Origin of the sequence: Rhizobium sp. SSA_523, from assembly GCF_030435705.1 — a bacterium.
Taxonomy (GTDB): domain Bacteria; phylum Pseudomonadota; class Alphaproteobacteria; order Rhizobiales; family Rhizobiaceae; genus Neorhizobium.
Genome location: NZ_CP129381.1, coordinates 1,292,576 through 1,308,283, shown reverse-complemented (window position 1 = coordinate 1,308,283; position 15,708 = coordinate 1,292,576). Strand labels below are relative to the sequence as shown.

The window sequence follows — 15,708 nt, the reverse complement described above, 5'->3', positions numbered from 1 at the left end:
CGACAAAGGCCAGGCGCCCTGGCCTCCGTCTGTCGATCGCCTGAAATCGTCAGCCCAGGCTGGATTTCAGCATGTCCAGATGATCGATATGTTCCTGGATCTGTCCGCGTGCCAGTTTGGTGACGCTCAGATGCTCGCGGTTCTGCCCGACCTTCAGGTAATCTTCCTGGATCGTCAGGAGCTTGCGGTGTCCATCGAGTTGCGCCGTGACGTAAGCCTTGTCGAATTCGGCGCCGCTTGCGGCTTTCAGCTTGTCGAGCGCGGCCTTGCCCTCGGCATCGAGCATGGCTTCCACCTCCTGATCGGATGGCGGCTTCAGCGCCCCTTCGGCCTTTCCGGCCGCTTCCATCGTTTTCAGAATGTCGGCAATGGTTTCCTGCTCGGCGACCTCCCATTTGGCGAAGGCCTTGACCATAGGATCGGTTGCCTTGCTCGTGGCAAGTCGGCTTGTCGCCAGCGAGAGCGCGCCGACCGGTTTGGTCGCCATTGCATGCTTCTTTTCGGCCTCGCCCGGCGCACTGGCCGATTGCGCTGAGGCGGATGTTGAGGACAGCAGTGCGGGGACGGCGGCGATCGCAACAGCTGCCTTCATGATATGTCGGCGGTTCATGGTTATCTCCATCTTAAGGGGCGGCGCTCTAACAGGCGTCACATCCGGAAGTTCCCCCGGACTGGAGAAGGACAGGCGGCAGAGGCTGACCCGCCGAAATGTGTCACGCGCGGACACGCCATACAGGTGCCCGGTGCAGGACTATTGTTCACCGCACGCAAAGAAGGCTGACCGGTTCGCAAGGCGGCCCTGATCCTTGAGCGCTTGCTCTCGGAGCTCGGCTTCCGGACCGGGATCGTTGACCTCCTGCGCCTAATGGCCCTGTTTCACGAAGCGGGCAATATCGGCATGCGTGGCGAACCAGACATCGTCATGACCCTGAATATGACGGATCAGCTCTTCAAGGATGAAGATGCGCGAACGATAGCCGGTCACATGCGGGTGCATGGTGAGCAGAAAGAGACCGCCTTCCTCATAGGCGCGGTCGAATTCGCGCTTGAAGATGTCGAGCACTGCGGGGGGCGGCGTATAGGGCCTGTGCGCGGTAAACCGGTTCATGTTGAAATAGACGGCGTCATCGCGAATCCATTCGACGGGCAATTCCACCATGCCCGTCGGCTCGCCATCCTCAACCAGCTCATACGGATCGTCGTCGGCCATCAGCGAGCTATCGTAGAGCAGGCCGAGTTCGCGCTCGATCTCGAGCGTCACCGATGAGAAGTCCCAGGACGGGGTCCGCATGCCGACGGCGCGCACGCCGGTGATCTTTTCCAGCGTGTCGGCGGCGCGTAGATGCAGTTCGCGCTCTTTCTCCGGCGGCACCTTGGTATTGACCTCGTGGATCCAGCCATGCAGGCCGATTTCATGGCCCTCGGCGATGACCTGTCGTTGTTCATCCGGGTAGAGGAGAGCGGCAACGGCCGGCACGAAAAAGGTTGCAGGAATCTCTGCTGCCCGCAGCGTCTGGAGGATACGCGGGATGCCGACCCTGTTGCCATACTGGCCCTGCGACAGGCGGCCGATGGATTCGCCGCCATCGCGCAGCTCGTTCGTCTCGTGGTCGCTGTCGAAGGAGAGCGCAACGGCGCAGCGGGCGCCATTTTGCCAGGCCTTCGGCTTCAGCGACCGGCCGGCGCGTACCTTTTCGACCTTGCCGCGCCAGGTCGCCTCATCCCATTCCCAAGGTTCCATTCAACTCTCCCTCTCGTTATTCGGCAGCCTGCGGCAGTACCGGTACCGCCGCCAGCAGGCGCTTGGTGTAATCGTGCTGTGGATCGGCATAGATCGTGCCGGCATCGCCCTCTTCGACGATCCGCCCGCGATACATGATGGCAACGCGGTCGCACAGATGGCGCACGACCGACAGGTCATGGCTGATGAAGATCAGCGACAGGTCCAGTTCCGATCGCAAACGGATCAGCAGATTGATGATCTGCGCCTGGATCGACACGTCAAGCGACGCCACCGGCTCATCGCAGACGACGACATCCGGTTGCATGGCAAGCGCGCGGGCAATCGCGATCCGCTGCCTCTGCCCGCCGGAAAACTGATGCGGGAAGCGATTGGCAAAGGCGGGATCAAGCCCCACGGCCGCGAGCCAGTCCGCCACATAGCGCGCGGCTTCTGCGCGGGTCACGAGCCTGTGGGCGAGCGGTCCTTCCGCCACGATATCGCCAATGCGCATGCGGCCGTTGAGAGAGGCGAAGGGATCCTGGAAAATCGTCTGGATGCGGGTGGTGATCTTCGCGGGGCTGCGGCCGCCGCTCATCACCGGCTGTCCATTGAGACGAATGGTGCCGGCGGTCGGAACGGTGATGCCGGCGGCCATGCGGCCAAGGGTAGATTTGCCGGATCCGGATTCGCCGACGAGACCCAGCACCTCGCCGCGCTTGAGGACGAGACTGACGCCGTCGACTGCCTGGACAGCCGTTACCGGTTGGGCAATGCCCGACTTCATCGCCAGCCGGCGCATGATGCCCGCAGGTTTTTCGAACCGTTTCACCGCCTGATCGATCACCAGATAGGGACTGCCGAGCGGCGGCAGATTGGCGGTTGCGGCCTTCCGCGGCGGAGGTGCGGCATCGGCAATGCCGGTGCCGCGCAGAAGAAGCTGCCCGGGTTTGGCCCTGGATGGCAGGGCATCCAGCAATGCGCGGGTGTAATCATGCTGTGGCCTGGTCAAGACGCCGAGGGCCGGACCGATTTCGACGATTTTGCCCGTCTTCATGACCGCCACGCGATCTGCGATGGATGATACGATCGCCAGATCATGGCTGATCCAGATCAGCGCCGTGCCGAGTTCGGCGACCAGTTCCTTCATCTCGGCAAGGATCTCCGCCTGGATCGAGACGTCAAGCGCGGTGGTCGGCTCGTCGCAGATGATCAGTTTCGGGCGGTGCAGGAGGGCAATGGCAATGGCGACGCGCTGGCGCATGCCGCCGGAGAACTGGTGCGGGAAGAAATCCACCTTGCGCTCGGGCTCGGAAATGCGAACCTGCGCCAGCGCCTTGATGGCCCGCGCGCGGGCATCGCTTGCGCGGATCGTCTCATGCGCTTCGAGCGCCAGCTTGATCTGCGTGCCGATGCTGAGCACCGGGTTCAGCGTCATCATCGGGTCCTGGAAGACCATCGAGATGGTCTTGCCGCGGATGGCGCGCAATTCGCTGGACGACAGTCCGATCAGTTCGCGTCCCTCCAGCTTGATGGAGCCTTCGCGGATGCGCCCCGGCTCGTCGATCAAGCCGATGATGGAAAAGCCGGTGATCGATTTCCCGGAGCCGGATTCGCCGACCAGGCCCAGAACCTCGCCCGGCGCCAGAGAGAAGGACACACCGTCGACGGCCTTGATCTCGCCCCGTGCGGTCGGGAACCATGTGACGAGATTGGCGACCTCGAGCAAGGGCGTCGTGATGGTCTGCGGCTGCGTGTCGGTCATCGGCGGAGCCTCGGGTTGAGCTGATCGCGGATCTGGTCGCCAACGAGGTTCAGCGACACGATGAAGAGGATGAGCGCCACGCCGGGATAGATGGAGATCCAGTAGCGGCCTGACAGCAGATATTGGAAGCCGTTGGAGATCAGCATTCCGAGCGAGGGTTCTGTGGGCGGCAGGCCGACGCCGAGGAAGGAGAGGGTGGCCTCGAGCGAAATGGCGCTTGCGACCTGAACCGTCGCGACCACGATGAGCGGCGGCAGGGAATTGGGAAGGATATGCTTCACCACCACCCGCAATGGTGAAAGGGGAATGGATAGCGCCGCCTCGACATAGTCCTTCTGCCGCTCCGCTGAGGCCGCGCCATGGGCGGTCCGGGCGAAATAGGCATATTGCGCGAAAATCAGCGCCATGATGAGCTGGTAGCGGCCCTGTCCCAGCAATGCGGCGATGACGAAGGCGAGCAGGATCGCCGGGAAGGACAGCTGCAGATCGACGATGCGCATCACCAGGCTTTCATAGCGCCCGCCGATATAGGCCGCCGAGCATCCGACCATCGCGCCGATGACGAAAGCAATGCTGCCGGCGATGACGCCCATCTGCAGCGAGATCCGCAAACCGTAAATGATCGCCGAGAGCAGGTCGCGTCCCTGGGAATCGGTGCCGAGCCAGTGTGTATAGCCGCCGGTGCCGACATAGCCCGGCGGGCGGCGCGCATCGCGCAGGACAAGGCTCCCGAGATCGTAGGGGTCCTGCGGCGTGACCAGTGGTGCGATCAAGGCGATCAGGACGATGAGAAAGACGATGATCGCTGCACCGGTTGCGACCTTGTTGCGGGTATATTCTTCGAGGAAACGGCCAAACAGAGTGTCGCGCATGTCAGGCACGTCCCTTTCTCAGGCGCGGATCGAGCAGCGCATAGGTGAGATCGACCACAAGGTTGATGACGATGAAAAGGAGGGCAACCAGCATCAGGTAGGCGACCATGACCGGTCGATCGAGGGAGGTGATGCTGTCGATGATCAGCTTGCCGAGGCCCGGCCAGGAAAAGATCGTTTCCGTCACGACGGCAAAGGCCAGCGTCGAGCCCAGTTCCAGCCCGAACACGGTAACGAGCGGAATCGAGATCAGCCGAAGCACATGGCGGCTGAGGACCGTAAATTCCGACAGACCGGCAGCGCGGGCGAATTTCACGGTGTCGCTCAGCATCAGTTCCCGTGTGCCGGCCCGCGCAAGCCGGATCATCAGGGAGAACTTGAACAGAGCCAGATTGAGAGCAGGCAGGACGAGATGCCGCAGCCCGTCCGCCGTCAGGAAGGAGAAGTCGACACCGAACAGGCTGACCGTTTCGCCGCGTCCGCCCGCCGGCATGATGCCGAACTGGACGGCGAAGACCATGATCAGCATCAGGCCGAACCAGAAGGTGGGCACCGAAAAGCCGAGAATGGAAATGGCCATGATGGCGCGCGATACCGGGCTATACGGCTTGTAACCGGCATACATGCCGATCGGAATGCCGACCAGGCTGGCAAAAATGACGGCTGCCAGGGTCAGTTCGAGCGTGGCCGGCAATCGGGACAGGATCAGTTCGCTGACCGGCATGTTGTAGACGAGCGAGCGCCCGAAATCGCCCTCGAAGACACGCCCGACAAAGGCGAAATACTGCCGCCATAACGGCTGGTCGAGGCCGTATTGGGCAATGACGGCGGCCCTGATATCCTGTGTCGCGTCGGGTGAAATCAGAACGTCGATGGGATTGCCCACCGCATAGACGCCGGTGAAAACCAGCGCCGACATGGCAATGACAACGATGAATGCCTGCCACAGGCGCTGCAGGATAAAACCGAACACTGGATCCCCGTCCTTATGATTCGTCCCGTCTTGCGCGGGCTTGGTTTGGCATTGGATGCGCTCAGGTCATGCCAAAGCGCATCGAGATCTTCCGGATTCGCTCTTCAAGCGTGAACTTCGCTTTCGCGTTCATCGGCATTGCAATGCCGACATACGCTCCTCGCGCGGCATGCTTCAGTGCCAGTCACCCTCCAGGAGATCCCGCGTTTCCGCGACAGCGACCTCCCAAATCGCCAGCATGTCTTCATCGGGACGCTGATAGAGGCCGTGATAATTGCCATCTCCCAGCATCTCCCGCTTGCGTCCGGCATCGATGCGCGCAAGGCGGGCATAATCCACCTGCGGTTTCGCGCCTGACGGCTGTCGCGGATCATTCGTCCGCGTCCATGGGAAGTTCTCCATCCATGAGGCATGCGAGGCAGCGGGATCGATGGCCTGCACTTTCGCCAGGGTCCGCGGCGCCCGCCACCAGTCATGGAATTTTACCGAACTGTCCGGATGCGCATTCAGCCACTCTGATATGACGGCCGTTGCCGGCGTGTTGCCGCCGTGACCATTGACGATCAGGATGCGGCGAAAGCCCGAGCGGTGGATACTGTCCATCAGGTCGCGGATAATGCCGATATAGCTGGACAGCGAGAGCGTCAGCGTGCCGGGGAAGGTCGCGAAGGACGATGCCAGGCCATAGGGCAGGACCGGGAAGACCGGAACGCCAAGCGGTTCGGCGGCATCCACGGAGACTTTCTCTGCCAGGATCATGTCGGTGGCTAGGCTGAGATAGGCATGCTGCTCGACGCTGCCGATCGGAAGAATGCAGCGGTCGTCCTTGGCGGCGCGCTCTTCAACCTGCATCCAGTTCATATCGGCAATCTTCATGCGCAACTCCCGTCCTGACCGCGCAGCGTCCATGATATTTTTCGCATACGCACAAAATTTAAGCCCTGAAGTGCACTGCACTCGCCAAGGATACAGTCCCATACGGAACTAAAAAAAGAGATTGACAGGCAATTATCAGACGGTCAAGTTCCATACGGTACAAAAAAGTGAGCCAGACAGGCGGAGATATGACGGTGCAGCTGGAACAGGCGTCGCTCGAAACGCTTCTTCGTCAAGGCGGAAAAACCGTGTCGACGGGAGAGCCGGTCGATGCGCTGGTCGGGGTGAAACTGTGGGACAATCCGTGCTGGCTGTCGTTTCGCATCAATTTCCTCGCCCTGCAGTTCAACGTGCCGATCTATCGCTGGACGGAGAAAGAGTTCGGCCTGCCGCGGCCGGAATTCGTCGTGCTCTATTCCCTCGGGCTGGCCGACGGGCTCACGGCAAGCGCCATCTGCGTCTCGTCGGGCTTTCCCAAGAACACCATCAGCCGGGCCATCCAGAAGCTGATCGACAAGGACATTATTCGCCGCGAGGTCGATCCCGCGGATCTGCGCAGCTTCGTCCTCTACATTACGGACGAGGGCAGGCGCATCGTTGATGCTGCCATGCAGCCCATGGTCGAGCGCGAAAGAGCCATGCTCTCCGCCCTGACGCCGGCGGAAATGCTGATGCTCTCCGAGCTTCTGGCAAAGGTCGTCGTGAATTCACCTGTCTCGCCACCAATGATAAATATAGAGGAGAACGAAGAATGAGCATTCATAACGTGTTGCGCAGCGTCGCGCTGGTGTCTGCCTTACTGGGCGGCGTATCGTCGGCGGCGCTTGCCGCAGATCTCACAGTCGGCGTGAGAGCCGGTCCGCTTTCGGTCGATCCGCATTTCACGGCCGCCGGCACGCATGCCGAGGCCATGAAGCATATTTTCGATTCCCTTGTAAAATCCGGCAACAATCTGGAACTGGAGCCGGGGCTTGCCACCAGCTGGACGGCCATCGACGACACGACCTGGGAGTTCAAGCTGCGGCAGGGCGTCAAATTCCATGACGGTTCGGATTTCACCGCGGAAGACGTGAAATTCTCCATCGAACGGATCCCGGCGGTCACCGGGCCCAACCCGACGACCATCTATGTCCGTCGCGTGCGTGGCATCGAAATCGTCGATCCCTATACGATCCGCATCAAGACCGACGGTCCCGCACCGACCCTGCCCAACGACTTCATCCGTCTGTTCGTGGTCTCGCACACGGCGGCGAAGGACTATTCCGCCAGCGCCGACAAGGCCGCCGAAGGCTTCAATTCCGGCAAGGCTGCAATCGGCACAGGCCCCTACAAGTTCGTGTCCTGGACGCCGAAGGAGCAGCTGGTCGTCGAGAAGTTCGACGGTTACTGGGGCGAAAAGGAGCCCTGGGACAAGGTAACCCGCAAGGAAATTCCCAATGATGCGGCGCGCGTCGCGCAGTTGAAGGCCGGGCAGGTCGATCTGATCGCCCGCATCCCCTCGTCCGACGTGCCGACGCTGGAGCAGGACAGCAAGCTCTCCATCGTCCGCCAGGAAAGCGTCTACCTGTTCAATATCGCCTTCGATTTCCGCGACAAGCCTCCGCAGGTCAGTGCCAAGGACGGGTCGCCTCTGCCCAAGAACCCCTTCCAGGACCCCAAGGTCCGCGAGGCCTTCGATCTTGCCATTGATCGGGAAGCCCTGACCGAGATCGCCATGGAAGGCATGGGCGCCGTTCAGTCGCAGCTTGTTACCCCGAACATCTTCGGCTGGAACCCGGATGTGAAGCCGACACAGGCTGATCCTGCCAAGGCCAAGGCTTTGCTGGCCGAGGCCGGCTATCCGGACGGTTTCAAGGTGACCTTCTCGTTCACCAATGACCGCCTGCCGGGCGACAAGGATGTCGGCACGACTATCGCCCAGATGCTGACGGCAGTCGGCATCCAGGTCGAGGCCAATGCGCAGCCGGGCGCCGTCTTCTTCCCCGCCAATACACGGGGCGACTATTCCATGACCATGTCCGGCTGGGGAACCCTGACCGGCGAGGCGAACTACACGCTGTCGTCGCTGACGCATTCGAACGATCCGGAAAAGAAGCTGGGTGCCTTCAATCTGCGGGGCTATGTCAATCCGACGATGGACAAGCTGATCGAGGACGCCGCCGTCGAGATGGACACGGCAAAGCGCGAGAAGTTCCTGATGGATGCCAATGCGCTCGTCGCGACAGATCGCCCCTATCTGGCGATCGCCTCGACCATTTCCGCCTGGGGCATGAAGAAGAACATCACCATTGTCGCGCGCTCCGATGAGGACACGCTGGCGATGAACATCCGCCCGGCACAATAGGCAGAGACCTGACGGCATCGATTGGCCGGGCGCTTTGCCCGGCCTTTTTCTCGTTTACTGACGGATTCAATCGGGAGGACACAGATGGGAACTCTTGCTCTGGCCATTCATGGCGGCTGCGGGGTCATGGCAAAGCTCGACCTCAGCGAGGACGAGTGGGCCGCTGCGCGGGTCGATCTGGGGCGGGCATTGAAGGCTGGCTGGCAGATCCTGGCGGCGGGCGGTTCATCGCTCGATGCGGTCGAGGCGGCCGTGGTCGTCATGGAGGATAGCCCGCATTTCAACGCAGGCTATGGTGCGGCGCTCAACACGGAAGGGCGGCACGAGCTCGATGCATCGATCATGGACGGCAGGACGCTGGAAGCCGGCGCCGTGACCCTCGTGCGGCGCATCCGCAATCCGGTGAAGGCGGCGCGCAAGCTGATGGAGCATGGCGATGCGCTTCTCCTGGGTGGGCCGGCAGCAGATGCCTTCGCCGAACAGGCCGGACTGGCCATGGTGGAGCCGGATTATTTTACCACCGAACGGCGGACGAAGGCGCTTGCCGCGATGAAGGCTCATGCAGCCGCGGGCACGGCAGCAAAGGCAAGCGAAGCGGAAAAGCACGGCACCGTGGGTGCGGTGGCGCTGGACGGCCAAGGGCACCTCGCGGCCGCGACGTCCACCGGGGGCTACAACAACAAGCCGGATGGACGCATCGGCGATACGCCGATCATTGGTGCGGGAACCTATGCACGGGACGGCGCCTGCGCTGTCTCGGGGACGGGCAAGGGCGAATTCTTCATGCGCTATGCCGTCGGTCACGAGATTGCCAGCCGCGTCGCCTATCTCGGCGAAAGCCTGGAAGCTGCGGCCGCCAAGCTCGTCCAGCAGGACCTGAAGCAACACGATATCGGCGCGGGCCTCGTCGCCGTAGGGGCCGACGGATCGATCACCGCACCCTACAATACCGATGGCATGTTCCGCGGCTGGGTGACGCCCGAGGGCGAATTCTATGTCGGCACCCATTCGGACGTGATGCGGCTCCACCCCGACTGACGCTTGCGGGCCGCGAGACCGAGGTCACCAGTTCGGGCGACCTCGGTTGCGTCATTTGCCGCCATCGACGCTGATGACCTGGCCGGAGATCCAGCCTGCCTGCTCGCTGGCGAAAAACATCACCATGGCAGCAATATCCTCCGCGCTGCCGAGGCGCTTCAGCGCGATGTTGTTCAAGAGCCGCTGTTGCCCGTCCTCGCCCATCGCCTCCCATTGCCGTTCCGTCGCGGGGTTGGACCGCACGAAGCCGGGGGCGACATTGTTGACGGTGATGTTCCAGGGCCCGAGTTCATGGGCGAGCTGGCGGGTGAGGCCGATCTGGCCGGCTTTGGCGCTGGCATAGGATTGGATGCCGGTCAGCGAGATGCCAAGCCCTGCGCCGCTGGAGATGTTGATGATGCGGCCGCACCGCTTCTTCTTCATGGCAGGGGCAACCGCCTGCGCCATGAAGAAGGCGCCAGACAGGTTGACGTCGAGAATGCCCTGCCAGTCGCTCTCGCTGATGTCCTCGATAGGGCGGCCGATCTGGCCGCGCACGCCACCGGCATTGTTGACGAGAATGTCGACGGCGCCGAAGGAGGGGACGAGAGCCTGGACCTCGGCACGATTGCCGACATCGAGACTATGGGCGGTGGTCCGGTCGCCGCACAATGCGATCGTCTCTTCGAGCCCGGCCTCGTTCACATCGCATGCATGGACGCGGGCGCCGCGGCTTGCAAATCCGTAGGCGATCGCCCGACCGAAGCCGTGGGCCGCTCCGGTCACCACGACGATCTTGTCCTCAAACGAAATGTTCATGCGCCGGCCTTTCCGAGCTCTTCCAGATTGGCGAAATCGAGCGGACGCCGGCCATCTTCGATCTCGTGGATCATCTCGACCAGTTTCGCCACCATGGGTGTCGGAACCCTGGAGTCCTGACCGATGGAGACGACAGGCAGGACCTGGGCGTCCACTTCCGTCTTGCGCTTGCGCACCGCCAGGTCGCGCCAGATGCCGGAATGAGACTTCAGCGAGCGACGATTATGCGCCACCATGTCGTCGAAGGAGCGGTCGGTCTGCTGCTGTTCTGCAAGCGGACCGAAGGCCGAGGGATCGAAACCATCAAAGGCTTCCGGCTTGATATTGTTGATCGCCGCCACAGTCGCCACCTCCAGCGCGAGCTTTCGCAGCACGGGACGCGCAGCCGGTCTGTCCAGAACATCGGCAATGCTGTCATTGGTCAGTGCCGTCCCGAACAGCAGCGCGCCGTAGATCATCTTGCCCCAGAGGAAGCCCCAGATATTGTTGGTGATCAGCGCCTTCGGCTCGAACTGCTTGAGCAGGGCGTAGATTTCCTCGGCGCGGTCGGAGAACCGACCGTCGAGCTCGCCGATGACGACCGCTCCATGGCCGCTATAATGGACCAGCCCCGGCTCAAGGTAATCCGCGCCAAAATTGACGAAGCATCCGACGACCCGGTTTTCGCCGACGATCCGCGCGATCACCTGCTCGTTCAATCCGTTCTGGGCCGAGACCACATAGCCGTCCGATGACAGATGCTGCACCAGCGCCTTCGTGGCATCTTCGGTGTGATGAGCCTTGACGCAGAGATAAATACGCGAGAACTCTCCGCGAAGGTCCTGAGGCAGGCAGGCTTTCGCCTGGAATACGCCCTCGAAGATGGGCCCGGCGATGCGCAGCCCGCCAGTGTTAATGGCATCCACATGGTCCTTCGCGGTATCCACGAAGAGCACGTCTTCCCCGGCGCGCAGGAAAGCGGCCCCCAGCGTGCCGCCGATGGCGCCCGCTCCCCAGATCACGATCGGCTGGCTCATCATGTTGCTTCCTTCTGCAAGAGATCTGAATGGGACTGGTCGTTCACGTCCGGTCCCGGCTCTCGGCCGGCAAGACGCAAAGCTGGTACGACGACCCGCTCGATATCTGCGGTATCGGGGGCGTGGCGATATTCGATGCGCGGCATGTCCGGCGCGATCTCCGCCAGAATGGCTTCCGCACCTGTGGCATAGACGAGGACAGTGGCCCTGGAAATCGCCTCCGCCAGGCCGGGACTGCCGATGGTGTCGGCGGCCACGTCGGCGACATGCGGAGCGAACTTTGTCACGCCGCTCTTGAGGATCGGCAGGAATTCGGGAAAGCGGGAGACGGCAGCAATGCGCTCCAGCGATTCCAGCGAGGCGAGAGATCGCCGGGTTTCCTGCGAGGGGGTAAAGCGGATCGCCACCACGCGGGTCTCCGGCAGGAGCGCCTCGACCTGCTGTTGCTTGTTGACGAGGGTCACCACAAGATCTGCCGTGCCGGCACGCGCCCGGATCGCCGGGTCGCTTTCCAACTCGGGCACGGTCACCGGTTCGACGATCACCTCCGGCCCCAGCCGGTCGGCAAGGAAACGCGCATAGCTTTCCGTCGCTTCGCCGAACAGGCCAACCATCAGGAGGCGGCGCCTTTGATCCCGGCCGATTCCATGGGAGACGCGCCCGCTAATCAGCGCCATGAGATCGACCGAGCGCATGCCGAGCCTGCGGCTCTGCTCGATCAGGGCATCGATCTGTCCATAAAGTGTCGACAGCTCGCCTCCGGGCACTGCGTGCACCTGCTGGCGATGGCTGACAAAGGTGCCCGCGCCGGGGCGCGTCTCGACGAGGCCGGCGGCCTTCAGATCGGCATAGACCTGAGCGACCGTCATCGGGGCAACGCCGAGCGTTTCCGCCAGCTCCCGCACGGATGGGAGCGTCTCGCCGGGCGACAGGTCGCCGCAACTGATCCCATACTCGATCAGGCCGTGGAGCTGGCTGCGCAACGAAACCGGCAATGTACGATCGATGACGAGTTGCATGGCAAATGCCAAATTCTGTCCTAACTGAATGATACGATCATTTCATCTGGATTGGCTCGGGTCAAGATTGCCTCTGGTAAAGCGGTTGACACTCCGCCGACTGCGTGAAAACGTATTTGTTGAATAGAACAGTGCGTGAGCTGTTGCCGGGAGTGGGTGCGCATGGGGCTTGGCAGCAAGCCGGCACCTTGAATGGCCCGCCGCCGCCACTGTGAGCGACAGGATCCTCAACGATGCATTTCGAAATCTTCGAGCAGCAGATTGCCGAACTCAACGACGTCCTCTGCGCCGTCAACCTTCTGACATGGGACAGTCGCACGATGATGCCGCCCGGCGGGCTGGATGCACGCAGCAAACAGATCGCCACCCTCGTCGCAATCGCGCGCGACATGGCCACGGGTGACGCGCTGCAGCGGTCGATCGAGGATGCGCGGGCGGACCTTGCAGGAAGTGATCCCAGCGATGTGCGTCTTCAGGCCGTGGAACAGGCCGCGGCGGCGACGGCGGTTCTGGCGCGCATTCCCGCATCGCTCGTCAGTGCGTCTGCCGAGCTCAAGACCGTGGCGCAGGGTGCCTGGAGCCGGGCGAGGGCCGCCGACGATTTTGCTGCCTTCGCACCGTACCTGGAGCAAACGCTCGATATGCAGCGCGAGATTGCTTCCGCCATTGGCTATCGGGATCATCCCTATGATGCGCTGATCGCGACCTATGAGCCGGGCATGACCTGGTCGCAACTGCAAAAGCTTTATGGCGAGTTGCGAGCAGCGCTTCTTCCTCTTCTTGATCGGGCCAAGGGAGCCAAAGTGCGACCCGAGATCCTCGAGCGCGCCTATCCGGTGGAGCGTCAGCGCGCATTTTCCATGCTGATCGCCTCGCGGTTCGGATATGATTTCGAGCGCGGCCGGCTCGACGACGCCGTTCACCCGTTCGAGATTTCCTTCACTCGCTCCGATGTCCGCATCACCGGCCGGTTCCGCGATACGTGGCTGCCGGGTGGGCTCTTTGCCGTTTGGCACGAGGCGGGGCACGGCATGTATGAGCAGGGCGTGGCACCCGCTCTGGCCCGCTCCACCTTCACCACGGATTTCATCAATCTCTACGCGGTCGGTGGCACGAGTTTCGGCGTTCATGAATCGCAGTCGCGCCTCTGGGAGAACCGGGTCGGGCGTTCGCGGCAATTCTGGGAGTTGCATTTTTCAGCACTTCGCGCGGAGTTTCCCGAACAGCTGTCGGACGTCACCGCCGATGACTTCTGGCGGGCGGTGAATGCCGCGCAGCCCGGCCTGATCCGGGTGGAGGCGGACGAGCTGACCTATGACCTGCACATCATGCTGCGCTCGGAAATCGAGGCCGGACTGATGGCCGGCGAGATAAAGGTTGCCGATCTGCGGGAGGTTTGGCGCGACAAGATGAAGGCGTCGCTGGGTCTCGACGTGCCAAGTGACCGGCTGGGTGTTCTCCAGGACGTGCACTGGTCTTCGGGCATGGTCGGATCCTTCCCCACCTACACGCTCGGCAATATCATGTCCTCGCAGTTCTTTGCTGCGGCTCTCAAAGAAGGATCGGTCGAGCAGGGGCTGGAGAGCGGCGATTACCTGCCGCTGAAAATCTGGCTGACCGACAATGTCCATTGCTTCGGGCGATCGAAGTCCGCAAGCCAGCTGCTGGTGGATGCGACCGGCTCGGACCTTTCCATCGCCGCCTATGTCGGTGATCTATCGCGCAAAGTCGACGATCTGCTGGGCTAGACCCGCAACGGCGCTCTCGGATTTCGACCTCAAGCCTGCAATCGTACATTCACGGCCCGCCTCGTGAGTGAGGACGGCATCGCGCAGACGTGCCGGTTTCCACCTCAATTTCCGTGTGCCGATGCCCCTGCGGCGTGACGCCAATTCAGCGCCACGGCGGCCCCAGCTTTTATGTGATCGCAGCGAAACGATTCCGCATTGCACAATTTCCGCAGTCCTCATATATACGTTCCAACATGTATGTATATTGAGCCGAAAATTTCGCGGAGTTCCGATGTCGATGATCACAGCCCGCTACGCTGTCATTCTTCCCCTGCTGGTCCTGCTGGCGGGTTGCCAGGAGGCGGAGCAGCAAGCTTCTCCGCAAGTACCCCCTCCCGCCGCGGTCGGGATCGTGACGGTCGCCGCCGAGGCACTGCCCATCACCAACGAATTGCCCGGGCGTATCGCGCCGACCCGCATTGCCGAGGTTCGTCCCCGTGTCTCCGGAATCATCGTCGGGCGGGTCTTCGAGCAGGGATCGCAGGTGTCCGAGGGAGATCTTCTTTACCAGATTGATCCAGGCCCGTTTCAGGTGAGGGTGGATAGCGCCGAGGCGACCCTGCGCGTGGCGCAGGCTGCTCTATTGCAGGCGCGCCAGAATGCCGAGCGGCAAGAACAGCTGCGGAAATCACAGGTCGCCTCGCAGCAGTCCTTCGACGAAGCCGCCTCCCAGCTTGCTCAGGCGGATGCACAGGTGGCGGTCGCGGAGGCCGGCGTGGCCGAAGCGCGGCTCAATCTGCAATATGCAAGCGTGACGGCGCCGATCAGCGGCCGCATCGGCCGTGCGCTGATCACGGAGGGCGCTCTGGTCAGCTCCAGCAGTTCCGAAAAGCTCGCGACCATCCAGCAGCTCGATCCAATCTATGCCGACTTCACCCAGCCTGCCGCCGAACTCATCCGGCTGCGCCGTGCGCTTCAGGAAGGGCAGCTGATGACGGGGCCGAACGAGGCGGAGGTTCAGCTTCTGCTGGATGACGGAACGCGTTATCCCCATGCCGGCCGCCTCCTGTTCTCCGAGGCCGCCGTCGATGAGAGCACGGGCCAGGTTACCCTGCGCGGCGAATTTCCCAACCCCGATGGCGATCTTCTTCCCGGAATGTATGTCCGGGTGCTGATCGAGCAGGGCATCGAAAAGTCCGCCTTTGCGGTTCCGCAGCAGGCGGTGCAGCGCGACGCAGGCGGCCAGGCAAGCCTTCTCATCGTCAATAGCGAGAACAAGGTGGAGCAGCGGCGGGTCACCGTGGGGCGCGCGGTCGGTGATCGGTCGGTCATCAGCAAGGGTCTGCAGGAGGGCGACCGCGTGGTTGCCGAGGGCTTCCAGAAGACAGCTCCCGGAGCAACCGTGGTGCCCGAACCATGGCAGACGCAGGCTTCGCCCAATGCGCCTGACGCCTCTCCTGAAGCCGCCCCAGATGCCTCTCCTGATCCCTCTCCAGATGCAGAAGCGACACCCGCCAATGGTGACGCATCCTCGGCGCAGCGATAGAAGGGGATCGT

At 62.4% G+C, this 15,708-nt stretch carries 14 protein-coding genes; 5 read left to right on the top strand and 9 right to left on the bottom strand.

Annotation, left to right across the window (positions count from 1 at the left end):
* Positions 1–49: 49 nt before the first annotated feature.
* From QTJ18_RS07190 to QTJ18_RS07165, 6 genes are all read right to left on the bottom strand, one after another.
* Positions 50–610 (bottom strand): DUF4142 domain-containing protein, encoded by a 561-nt coding sequence (locus QTJ18_RS07190; RefSeq protein ID WP_252754128.1) that lies wholly within the window; start codon positions 608–610, stop codon positions 50–52.
* A 252-nt stretch (positions 611–862) separates the two neighbouring features.
* Positions 863–1,741 (bottom strand): polysaccharide deacetylase family protein, encoded by an 879-nt coding sequence (locus tag QTJ18_RS07185; protein ID WP_252754129.1) that lies wholly within the window; start codon positions 1,739–1,741, stop codon positions 863–865.
* Between the two features lie 16 nt (positions 1,742–1,757).
* On the bottom strand, positions 1,758–3,485 hold the full coding sequence (locus tag QTJ18_RS07180; RefSeq protein WP_252754130.1) for a dipeptide ABC transporter ATP-binding protein: 1,728 nt from the start codon (positions 3,483–3,485) through the stop codon (positions 1,758–1,760).
* On the bottom strand, positions 3,482–4,357 hold the full coding sequence (locus QTJ18_RS07175; protein ID WP_252754131.1) for an ABC transporter permease: 876 nt from the start codon (positions 4,355–4,357) through the stop codon (positions 3,482–3,484). Before QTJ18_RS07175 ends, QTJ18_RS07180 begins: the two co-directional genes overlap by 4 nt.
* A 1-nt stretch (position 4,358) precedes the next feature.
* Complete coding sequence (locus tag QTJ18_RS07170) at positions 4,359–5,330, bottom strand: ABC transporter permease (protein ID WP_252754132.1); 972 nt, start codon at positions 5,328–5,330, stop codon at positions 4,359–4,361.
* A 174-nt stretch (positions 5,331–5,504) separates the two neighbouring features.
* A complete protein-coding gene (locus QTJ18_RS07165) occupies positions 5,505–6,206 on the bottom strand; it encodes a creatininase family protein (RefSeq protein ID WP_252754133.1) in 702 nt (233 codons plus the stop codon).
* A gap of 188 nt (positions 6,207–6,394) precedes the next feature.
* Between QTJ18_RS07165 and QTJ18_RS07160 the strand changes: the two genes are divergently transcribed.
* The 3 genes from QTJ18_RS07160 to QTJ18_RS07150 all read left to right on the top strand — a co-directional run bounded on the left by QTJ18_RS07160 (position 6,395) and on the right by QTJ18_RS07150 (position 9,588).
* Positions 6,395–6,961, top strand: coding sequence for a MarR family winged helix-turn-helix transcriptional regulator (locus QTJ18_RS07160; RefSeq protein WP_252754134.1), 567 nt, complete (start codon positions 6,395–6,397; stop codon positions 6,959–6,961).
* Positions 6,958–8,550: an ABC transporter substrate-binding protein gene (locus QTJ18_RS07155; protein ID WP_252754135.1), complete on the top strand. Its 1,593-nt coding sequence runs from the start codon at positions 6,958–6,960 to the stop codon at positions 8,548–8,550. Before QTJ18_RS07160 ends, QTJ18_RS07155 begins: the two co-directional genes overlap by 4 nt.
* Before the next feature lie 84 nt (positions 8,551–8,634).
* On the top strand, positions 8,635–9,588 hold the full coding sequence (locus QTJ18_RS07150; RefSeq protein WP_252754136.1) for an isoaspartyl peptidase/L-asparaginase family protein: 954 nt from the start codon (positions 8,635–8,637) through the stop codon (positions 9,586–9,588).
* 51 nt (positions 9,589–9,639) lie between these two features.
* On the opposite strand, the gene QTJ18_RS07145 is transcribed toward QTJ18_RS07150, so the two are convergent.
* Genes QTJ18_RS07145 through QTJ18_RS07135 form a run of 3 tightly spaced genes read right to left on the bottom strand, consistent with a single transcriptional unit; the run spans position 9,640 to position 12,433 of the window.
* Entirely contained in the window at positions 9,640–10,386 is a 747-nt protein-coding gene (locus QTJ18_RS07145) for an SDR family NAD(P)-dependent oxidoreductase (RefSeq protein WP_252754137.1), read from the bottom strand.
* Positions 10,383–11,402, bottom strand: coding sequence for a ketopantoate reductase family protein (locus tag QTJ18_RS07140; protein ID WP_301557777.1), 1,020 nt, complete (start codon positions 11,400–11,402; stop codon positions 10,383–10,385). The genes QTJ18_RS07145 and QTJ18_RS07140 overlap by 4 nt, the downstream gene beginning before the upstream one ends.
* Positions 11,402–12,433 carry a GntR family transcriptional regulator gene (locus QTJ18_RS07135; RefSeq protein WP_252754139.1) on the bottom strand — a complete coding sequence of 344 codons (1,032 nt, stop codon included), beginning with the start codon at positions 12,431–12,433 and terminating at the stop codon, positions 11,402–11,404. Before QTJ18_RS07135 ends, QTJ18_RS07140 begins: the two co-directional genes overlap by 1 nt.
* A gap of 221 nt (positions 12,434–12,654) precedes the next feature.
* Here QTJ18_RS07135 and QTJ18_RS07130 point away from each other — a divergent pair, with 221 nt between their 5' ends.
* Together QTJ18_RS07130 and QTJ18_RS07125 are read left to right on the top strand one after the other, a co-directional pair.
* The gene (locus QTJ18_RS07130) at positions 12,655–14,169 is read left to right on the top strand and encodes a carboxypeptidase M32 (protein ID WP_252754140.1); all 1,515 of its coding nucleotides are present in this window, start codon (positions 12,655–12,657) and stop codon (positions 14,167–14,169) included.
* 274 nt (positions 14,170–14,443) lie between these two features.
* Positions 14,444–15,697, top strand: coding sequence for an efflux RND transporter periplasmic adaptor subunit (locus QTJ18_RS07125; protein ID WP_252754141.1), 1,254 nt, complete (start codon positions 14,444–14,446; stop codon positions 15,695–15,697).
* Positions 15,698–15,708: the final 11 nt, after the last annotated feature.